At 70.2% G+C, this 9251-nt stretch carries 9 protein-coding genes; 3 read left to right on the forward strand and 6 right to left on the reverse strand.

What is annotated here, in order from left to right; translation table 11 throughout:
- Positions 1–213: 213 nt before the first annotated feature.
- The 5 genes from QH283_RS02925 to QH283_RS02945 are packed head-to-tail and all read right to left on the reverse strand — an operon-like array spanning position 214 to position 4671.
- Positions 214–630: a nuclear transport factor 2 family protein gene (locus QH283_RS02925; RefSeq protein ID WP_280501475.1), complete on the reverse strand. Its 417-nt coding sequence runs from the start codon at positions 628–630 to the stop codon at positions 214–216.
- The gene (locus QH283_RS02930) at positions 627–1514 is read right to left on the reverse strand and encodes a TIGR03619 family F420-dependent LLM class oxidoreductase (protein WP_280501482.1); all 888 of its coding nucleotides are present in this window, start codon (positions 1512–1514) and stop codon (positions 627–629) included. The genes QH283_RS02925 and QH283_RS02930 overlap by 4 nt, the downstream gene beginning before the upstream one ends.
- Positions 1515–1522: 8 nt before the next feature.
- Entirely contained in the window at positions 1523–2695 is a 1173-nt protein-coding gene (locus QH283_RS02935; RefSeq protein WP_280501476.1) for a thiolase domain-containing protein, read from the reverse strand.
- Complete coding sequence (locus QH283_RS02940) at positions 2692–3732, reverse strand: thiolase domain-containing protein (RefSeq protein ID WP_280501477.1); 1041 nt, start codon at positions 3730–3732, stop codon at positions 2692–2694. Before QH283_RS02940 ends, QH283_RS02935 begins: the two co-directional genes overlap by 4 nt.
- A gap of 12 nt (positions 3733–3744) precedes the next feature.
- Positions 3745–4671 carry a Zn-ribbon domain-containing OB-fold protein gene (locus QH283_RS02945; RefSeq protein ID WP_280501483.1) on the reverse strand — a complete coding sequence of 309 codons (927 nt, stop codon included), beginning with the start codon at positions 4669–4671 and terminating at the stop codon, positions 3745–3747.
- A gap of 237 nt (positions 4672–4908) precedes the next feature.
- On the opposite strand from QH283_RS02945, the gene QH283_RS02950 reads away from it, so the two are divergent.
- Complete coding sequence (locus tag QH283_RS02950) at positions 4909–5946, forward strand: LLM class F420-dependent oxidoreductase (protein WP_280501478.1); 1038 nt, start codon at positions 4909–4911, stop codon at positions 5944–5946.
- 22 nt (positions 5947–5968) lie between these two features.
- Complete coding sequence (locus QH283_RS02955; protein WP_280501479.1) at positions 5969–7522, forward strand: acyl-CoA synthetase; 1554 nt, start codon at positions 5969–5971, stop codon at positions 7520–7522.
- Here the strand turns inward: QH283_RS02955 and QH283_RS02960 are convergent.
- Positions 7519–8589, reverse strand: a complete 1071-nt coding sequence (locus tag QH283_RS02960) for a sigma-70 family RNA polymerase sigma factor (protein ID WP_280501480.1) — start codon at positions 8587–8589, stop codon at positions 7519–7521. The two genes, QH283_RS02955 and QH283_RS02960, sit on opposite strands and share 4 nt — an antisense overlap.
- Positions 8590–8765: 176 nt before the next feature.
- Here QH283_RS02960 and QH283_RS02965 point away from each other — a divergent pair, with 176 nt between their 5' ends.
- Entirely contained in the window at positions 8766–9185 is a 420-nt protein-coding gene (locus QH283_RS02965; RefSeq protein WP_280501481.1) for a VOC family protein, read from the forward strand.
- Positions 9186–9251: the final 66 nt, after the last annotated feature.

A 9251-nucleotide genomic window follows, 5' to 3' on the forward strand; every position in this document is an offset into this window, starting at 1 on the left:
TTGGTCGCGGCGTACCCCCCCGCCTCGGGGGGGGGGCCCGTCCCCCTCTTGGGGGCCGGGGGGGGGGGGGGGGGGGGGGGGGGCCGGCCCCCCGGCCCCGGACGGCCGCACGACGACGCGAACACGTGAAAAGGCCCTCGGATCGACGTTGATCCGAGGGCCTTGGCGTTGTCCGGCGACCATCCGTCCGGCGACGCTGCCGGACGGCGGCGGTCAGCCGGCCGGGCGGGCGGTCTGCATGGCCCGGTCCAGTTCCCAATAGGCGCGTAGCGCGGCGATCCTGCCCTCGGCGTCCACCCGGTAGGTGAACACGCCCTCGGCGTCGATCAGGTGCCCGCCGAGGGTGGTGCGGATCAGGCCGGTGAAGGCCACCTCGTCGCCACAGGCGAAGGAATCGCCGAAGAGGAATTCGATGGACTCGGTGGGCGCGATGGCCTTGTCCCAGAACGCGGCGATGGCCTCGCGACCGTGGTGGCCCCTGCCCTCGGGGTCGAAGCCGGAGGGGCCGATCGGATCCTCGACCACCGCGTCGGGGGCGAACAGCGCCAGCCAGGCCTGCTTGTCGCGGGCGCGCACCGCGGCCTGGGAGGCCAGGCCGGCGGCGCGGGCGGGGTGCTCGGTGGCGCTCATCGGTCCTTCCCGACGATCGGATCGGCGATGTAGCGCTCGGCGAAGCGGCGCAGCGAGTCCTGTTTGGCCGCCAGATCGCCGTCGAAGCCGATGCCGTCGAACAGCCAGGGGACCACGATCGCGTCGGTCACGCCCGCGTCGGCCAGGTCCTGGTAGCCTGCGCGGCCCGCCTTGTCCACGCAGACCGCCTGGATCTCGAAGGGCTCCCCGGCGCGGCCGTACTCCGCACGCAGCGCGCCCAGCTTGCCGATGGTGTCGGTGAGCTCGGCGAAGGTCATCATGGCCGAGGTCCAGCCGTCGCCGACCCTGGCCGCGCGCCGCAGCGCCACGTCGGTGTGACCGCCGATGTAGAAGGGCACCGGCGCGGTGGGCGCCGGGCTCATCTGCAACTCGTCGAAGTCGTAGAACTCGCCGTGGTACTGCACCATGCCGCCGCCGAGCACCAGCTTGATGACCTCGATCATCTCGTCCACGCGCGCGCCGCGGCGGGCGTAGGGCTGGCCGCACCACTCGAATTCCTCCGGCGCCCAGCCGATTCCGACGCCGAAACCGAAGCGGTTGTTCGTCAGCGCGGCCAGCGAGCCGACCTGCCTGGCCAGCAGCAGCGGGTGCCGCGAGCCCAGCTTGAGGACGTTGGTGTAGAAGCGCAGCCTGCTGGTCACCGCCGCCATCGAGGCGGCGGCGATGAGCGGATCGACCCACGGGGTCTCCGGGCCCCAGAACCGGGAGCCGTCGGCGGTGTAGGGGTACTTCGCCGCCGCGGACTTCATGTAGAACAGCGAATCCGGCAGGGCGATCGAGGTGAACCCGCACTCCTCCGCGGTCCGCGCCAGCTCGCCCAACTGCTCGAGCGGGCTGAGCGCGATACCGACGGTGAACTGCAGCGGCCTGCTCACGAGCCCGGCCGTTCCGAACCGACGACCCACATGGAGAAGTACTGCGAGCCGCCGCCGTAGGCGTGACCGAGGGCCTTGCGCGCGCCGGGGACCTGATAGTCGCCCGCCCGTTCCATGACCTGCTTGGCCGCCTCGGCGAAGCGGATCATGCCGGACGCGCCGATCGGGTTGGACGACAGCACGCCGCCGGACGGGTTCACCGGAATCCGGCCGCCGATCTCGGTCTCGCCCTTCTCGGTGAGCTTCCAGCCCTCACCGGGCTCGGCGAAGCCCAGGTTCTCCAGCCACATCGGCTCGAACCAGGAGAACGGCACGTAGATCTCCGCGGCGTCGATCTCCTCGATCGGGTCGGTGATGCCCGCGGCCTGCCACAACGCCGCCGCCGCGGCCTGGCCCGCCTGCGGGTTCACGTGGTCGCGGCCCGCGAAGGTGGTCGGCTCGGTGCGCATGGCGGTGGCGTGGATCCAGGCCACCTTGCGGCCCTCGGCCTGCACCCGCTCCGCCGACTCGGCGTCGCCGATGACGATGGCGCACGCGCCGTCGGAGGACGGGCAGGTCTCGTCGAAGCGGATCGGGTCCCACAGCATCTGGGAGGCCAGCACCTTCTCCAGCGTGATGTCGTGCTGCTGGAGATGGGCCAGCGGATTCTTCGCGCCGTTGCGGCGGTCCTTGACCGCGACCATCGCGCCGATGTGGGTGGGCGCGTTGGAGCGGCGGATGTAGGAGCGCACGTGCGGGGCGAAGTATCCGCCCGCGCCCGCGCCGACCGGCATGGTGAACGGGACCGGGATCGACAGCGCCCACATGGCGTTGGATTCGGACTGCTTCTCCCAGGCGATCGCCAGCACTCGCTTGTGCACGCCCGCCTGCACCAGGTTGGCGGCCACGATGCCCGTGGAGCCGCCGACGGAACCGGCGGTGTGCACGCGCAGCAGCGGCTTGCCCACCGCGCCGAGCGCGTCGGCCAGATACAGCTCGGGCATCATGACGCCCTCGAACATGTCGGGCGCCTTGCCGACCACCACGGCGTCGATGTCGGCGATGGTGAGTCCCGCGTCGGCGAGCGCGCGATCGATCGCCTCGCGGCACATGCCCGCCATGGACACGTCGTGGCGCTTCGTCACGTGATGGGTCTGTCCGGTGCCGAGCACCGCGGCCGGGAAGCTCATCGGCTCGCCTCCGAATCCAGGACGGTCACAAGGTTCTGTTGCAGCACCGGGCCGCTGGTGGCGTGGGCGAGCGCACGACCGGCCTCGCCCTTCATGATCGCCGTGGCCGCGTGACCGATGCGCTCGAGGCCGGCGGCGAACATCGGGTTCGCGGCCAGCGCGCCGCCGGAGGGATTGACCCTGGTCTCCGGCTTCAGCCCGAAGGCCTCGGTGAGGATCAGCTGCTGATGGCTGAACGGCGCGTGCAACTCGGCCAGGTCGAAACCGGACACGTCGCCGCCGGTGGCGGCCTGCGCGGCCGCGGCGGCCGAGGGGGAGACGGTCAGATCGCGCGCGCCGAGCACACCGGAGTCGATCCGATGGGCCATGGCGGTGATCCAGGCCGGACGTTCGCGCAACTCGCGAGCCCGTTCGCCGGTGGCCAGCACGATGGCGGCGGCGCCGTCGGTGATCGGCGCGACGTCGTGGGCGCGCAGCGGGTCGGCGACATAGGGGGTGTCGAGCAGGGCGTCGAGGTCACCGTCGTCGCCCGCGGCCACCGCGGCCATGTCGCGCTCGCTCCAGCGGCCCGCGTCGATGCCGGCGCGGGCCTGCAGGCCGGCGATGGACAGCGCGTCCGGCCACAGCGGCGCGACCAGGTAGGGGTCGAGCTGCATGGTCAGGATGCGGTTCAGGGCGCCCGCCGAGGACTTGCCGAAGCCGTAGACCAGCGCTGTCCGCGCCTGGCCGGACTTGAGTTTCACGTAGGCCTCGTACAGCGCCCAGGCCGCGTCCATCTCCACGTGCGACTCGTTGATCGGCGGCACCGCGCCGATGGAGTCGACCGCGGAGATGAACGAGAAGGCACGTCCGGCCAGGTAGTCCGAGGAGCCCGAGCACCAGAAGTCGATGTCGGACTTGGTGATGCCGAGTTCGGTGTACAGCTGCTGGAAACAGGGCACCAGCATCTCGACACCGTTGGTGGTGCCGAAGGTCTCCGGCACGTGCGGCGCGTGGGCGAAACCCACGACCGCGATGTCGGTGGAGTTGACGGTCAACGTGCTCGCCTCTCAGAGATGGTGCTTGTAGGTCTCGTAGTCGGCGTCGGGCTCACCGCTCGGCTCGAAGTGGTCCACGTTCTCCAGCCCGTGGCCCCACTGCTCGCGCGGCTTCCAGACGGCCTTGACGCGCATGCCCATGCGCACCTCGCTCGCCTCGCAGCCCAGCACCAGGTGCAGGACCGGGATGTCGGCGCCGTCGAGCAGCACGTAGGCCGCCACATAGGGCGGCTTGATGCGCTGACCGAGGAAGGGCACGTTGACGATGCAGAAGGTGGTGACCGTGCCGTGGTCGGACAGTTCGATGTAGTCGTCGGTCGGCTGTCCCGAGGTGGGCTCGGCGCCGCGCGGCGGGAAGTAGACCTTGCCGCCGGGACCGGTGCGCGCGCCGATGAGCTTGCCCTCGGCCAGGCCGCGCAGGTACACCGTCTCCTGCGGGGAGGCGGTGTGCTTGTAGGACAGGTCGACCGGCGTGGTGATCATGGTGACCGGCTCGGCGTCGGCGGAGCCCGGTTCGGTTGCCGCGGAAGAGCTCTCGCCGGGCTCGAAGCAGACGATGTCCTTGATGTCGCCGCTGGTCTCGGCGGCCCAGCGCGCCCGCACCCGCATGCCGGTGTGGATCTGCTCGGGGGATTCGACGTCCACCGCGTGCAGCAGGGCCGAGTCGGCGCCGTCGAGGGTGATCAGCGCCCAGGCGAAGGGGCGGTCGAAGGGCTGACCGGGCTGCGGCTCGCGCACCCAGGTCCAGCTGGAGACCGTGCCCGTGTCGGCCACGTCGACGAACTCCGTCAGCGGCTGACTGGTCACCGGATCGTATTCCGGCGGCGGGACCAGCACCCGGCCGTCGCTCCCGCGCACACCGACGACCTTGCGGTCGCGCAGTCCGGTGAGGAACGCGCCGATGGTCGGTCCGACCGAGCGGGTGTAGTCGAAGCGCATCCGCAGCGGCGCGCTCAGCACATCGGGCCCACTGCTGGAGGCGGTGGCGGTGGCGGTGTTCAATTCCGGCCCTTTCTCGGCGGTGACAGTGGTGGTGAGGGCGTCGTCCGGGGTGTGTCGAGAGCGCACCGAGCGGGCGCGGAGACGGCGCCGGACGCGCTATTCCCCTCGGTCACACTTTCGAGTAGAACAGGTTCTTATTCTGGTGGCAAGCGAAGGCTGCGGAAAGGGTCGATCATGAAGTTCGGACTGCAACTCGGATATTGGATGGCGCAACCACCCGCCAACGCGGGGGAGTTGGTGGTGGCCGCCGAACAGGCCGGATTCGACGCCGTCTTCGCGGCCGAGTCCTGGGGCTCGGACGCCTTCGGCCCGCTCACCTGGTGGGGCTCGCGCACCGAGCGGGTGCGCCTCGGCACCTCGGTGGTGCAGATGTCGGCCCGCACGCCCGCGGCCACCGCCATGCACGCGCTCACCCTCGACCATCTCAGCGGGGGCAGGGCGGTGCTCGGGCTCGGTGTGTCCGGCCCGCAGGTGGTGGAGGGCTGGTACGGCCAGCCGTTCGCCAAGCCGTTGCAGCGCACCCGCGAGTACGTCGAGATCATCCGCAAGGTGCTCGCCCGCGAGGCCCCGGTGACCAGCGACGGCCCGCACCACCCGCTGCCCTACACCGGCCCCGGCGCCACCGGCCTCGGCAAGCCGCTCAAGCCGATCGTGCACCCGCTGCGCGCGGATCTGCCCATCTGGCTGGGCTCGGAGGGGCCGAAGAATGTGGCGCTCACCGCGGAGATCGCCGACGGCTGGCTGGCGATCTACTTCGCGCCCCGGCTGGCCGAGATGTACCACTCCTGGCTGGACGAGGGCTTCGCCCGGCCGGGTGCGCGGCGCTCGCGCGAGGACTTCGAGATCGCCGCGAGTTGCCAGGTGGTGATCACCGACGATCCGGCCGCCGAACTGGAGCGGATGCGCTGGGTGATGGCGCTCTACATCGGCGGCATGGGCGCGCCGGAGATGAATTTCCACGCCCAGGTGTACCGGCGGATGGGCTACGACCGTGAGGTCGAGGAGATCACCCGGCTGTTCCAGTCCGGGCGCAAGGCCGAGGCCGCCGCGGCGGTGCCCGACGAGCTGATCCTGGACACCGCGATCATCGGCGACGAGGCGCACGTGCGCGAGCGATTGAAGGTCTGGGAGGCGGCCGGCGTGACGATGATGTTGGTGTCGGCTCCCGATGTCGAGCACCTGGCAAAGCTCGCACCCCTTGTCGATCGGTAGAACACGTTCTAAATTCGATGGGGTGACGACGCAGGAGTCAGAAATTCTCGGTCTTTGGAACATCGCCGCCGCACACCCGGATCGGGTGGCGTTGGTCGATCCGTCGGGACGGGAGGTGAGTTATCACGAGCTGGCCCGGCTGGCCGACCGCTACGCCGCGGGATTGCACGATCTCGGCCTGCGTACCGGCGACGTGCTGGTGAGCATGGTGCACAACTGCGCCGAGGCCATCGCGATCTACTTCGCCGCCTATCAGTCCGGTCTGTACATCGTGGCCGTGAACTGGCACCTGACCGGCCCCGAGGTGGCCTACATCCTCGGCGACAGCGGGGCGAAGGCGTTCTTCGCCAGTGATCGCTTCGCCTCGGCCGCCGTCGCGGCGGCCGACGAAGCGGGCGTGCCCGCCGCCGCGCGCTTCGCGATCGGCGAGATCGACGGCTTCACCCCGGTCGCGGAGCTGGGCAGCCCCGACGCGGGCAGGCCCGCCGAGCGCACCACCGGCGCGCCCATGCTCTACACCTCGGGAACCACCGGGCGCCCCAAGGGAGTTCGGCGACCGCTCACCGGGGCCGACCCGGACGTCGTCTCGGTCGCCAACACCTCGTTCTTCGCCCTGTTCGGCCTCGCGCCCTACGACGACCACGTGCACATCTGCGGCTCGCCGCTCTACCACACCGCGGTGCTCAACTTCGCGACCATCTCGATCCAGTTGGGGCACAAGGTGGTTCTGATGGACAAGTGGACCGCCGAGGAGATGCTGCGCCTGATCGACAAGCACAAGGTCACCCACAGCCACATGGTGCCCACCCAGTTCCACCGGCTGCTCGCGCTGCCGCAGCAGGTGCGCGAGAAGTACGACGTGTCCTCGCTGCGCAGCATGGTGCACGGCGCCGCGCCGTGTCCGCGCGAGACCAAGCTGGCCATGCTGGAGTGGTGGGGCCCGACGGTCACCGAGTACTACGCGGCCACCGAGGGCGGCGGCACGGTCATCTCCGGCGAGGAATGGCTGCGCAAGCAGGGCTCGGTGGGCAAGGCGTGGCCGTACTCGGTGGTCAAGGTGCTCAGCGAGGAGGACGGCTCGGAGCTGCCGCCCGGCGAGGCGGGCCTGGTCTACATGAAGATGGGCGCCTCCAGCTTCGAGTACCACCACGACAAGGCCAAGACCGACGAGTCGCGGGTCGGTGATCTGTTCACCGTCGGCGACATCGGTTACCTCGACGAGGACGGCTACCTGTTCCTGTGCGACCGGCGCTCGGACCTCATCCTCTCCGGCGGCGTGAACATCTACCCGGCCGAGGTCGAGACCGTGCTCATCACGCATCCGAAGGTCGCCGACGTGGCGGTCTTCGGCATTCCGCACGAGGACTGGGGCCAGGAGGTCAAGGCGGTCGTGCAGCCCGCCGAGGGCGTGACCGGCGGCGAGGAGCTCACCGCCGAGTTGCTGGCCTTCGCCGCCGAGCGCCTGGCCAAGTACAAGATGCCGCGCTCGATCGACTACCTCGACGAGCTGCCGCGCGATCCCAACGGCAAGCTCTACAAGCGCAAGCTGCGTGAGCGGTACGTGCCCGCGTCCTAGTCGCGTAGCTCCATGGGCAGCCCGAACAGCGGGAACAGCCGCTCGGTGTCGAGGAAGAAGTTCAGGCCGCTGATCTCGTCGCCGGCCAGCTCGAGCACCGTGATCGACCAGGGCGAGTAGACGCCCGGCGTCTCGGTGGGCTTGTAGTGGCCGAAGGCGGGCAGCCCGTTGGCGCCGTCGAGCCGGACCATGCGCGAGCCCTCGCAGGCCGAGCCGGTGCCGAGCATGAAGGCCGCGACGTTCTCCGGGCCGCTGATCCACAGTTCGATCGGCGGCATGGACAGGGCCACGTCGGCCTTGAGCAGGGTGGTGAGGGCGTCCATGTCGTAGGACTCGAAGGCGGTGACGAACTCGTCGACCAGCTTGCGCTGCTGCTCGTCGGCGGGGTCGTACCCGCCGTCCTCGGCCGGGCGCACCTTGGCCATGGTGGCGCGCGCCCGTTGCAGGGCGCTGTTGACCGAGGCGGGCGACATCATCAGCGCCTCGGCCGTCTCGCCCGCCGAGAAGCGCAGCACCTCACGCATGATGAGGATGGCGCGCTGGGTGGCGGGCAGATGCTGGCAGGCGGCGACGAAGGCCAGGCGCAGCGAATCCTTGGCGGTGGCGTGCTCGGCCGGGTCGGCGCCGAAGGCCAGCGCGTTGGGGATCGGCTCCACCCAGACGTAGTCCGGTTGTGGTGCGGGCAGCGGCGAATCCGGCCGCGACGGCCCGGACAGATCCATCGGCCTGGCTCGGCGCTGCGGCCCGTCGAGCATGTCGAGGCAGACGTTGGTGGTGATCTTGTACAGCCAGGACCGCACGCTGGCGCGCCCCTGGAACGAGCCGTAGGACTTCCAGGCCCTGGTGAAGGTCTCCTGCACCGCGTCCTCGGCCTCGAAGGAGGAACCGAGCATGCGGTAGGCGTACGCGCACAGCTCCCGCCGATGCGATTCGAACTCGGCCAGCACGCGCGCGTCGGCCGGCGCGGTGTTCGAAGGCCCGGACGGCGAGTGCGCAGGCTGTGAGTGCTCGGACTGCGGAAGCTCGGACTGCGGAAGCGACGAGGTCGAACCTGCCGTGTCGGTCATGGCAACGACGATGCCACAGTCCACCGACAGGAAACAGGGTATGAAACGCCGCGTCGCGCCCCCTGAACTGGGGGTTCGGGTGTTTTCGCGCGATCGGCCGCCGGGACCGATGAATCCGCGGCGGGGCGCTCGTCTGCACAGCTGACACCGACATACGCGCGTGAGAGGACACCGCCATGAGCAGCAAGATGATCTTCGTCAATCTCCCGGTCGCCGACCTGGAGCGGTCCAAGGGTTTCTACCAGGCGCTGGGCTGGAAGCTGAACGAGGACTTCACCGACGACAACGCCGCCTGCATCGTCGTCGACGACAACATCTGCCTGATGCTGCTGACCAGGCAGTACTTCCAGACCTTCACGCTGCGTCCGGTCGCCGACACGGTCGCGGCGGCGGGCGCGGGCTACGCGCTGTCCCTCGGCAGCGCGGCCGAGGTGGACGCGCTGACCGAGGCCGCGGTGGCGGCGGGCGGCACCGAGGAGGTCAACGAGGACAAGCGCGCCCAGGAGGCCCAGGTGGGCATGCACGGGCGCACCTTCGTCGACCCCGACGGCCACCACTGGGAGCCGTTCTGGATGGACTACCCCGGCGCGGAGTGAATCCGGCGGGAAGTCGAACAGCCACGCCCGCGACTGTGTTCGTGCCGGGAAGCGGGGGGGCGGCCG

This window comes from Nocardia farcinica, assembly GCF_029867845.1.
In the GTDB taxonomy this organism is placed as follows: Bacteria; Actinomycetota; Actinomycetes; order Mycobacteriales; family Mycobacteriaceae; genus Nocardia; species Nocardia farcinica_A.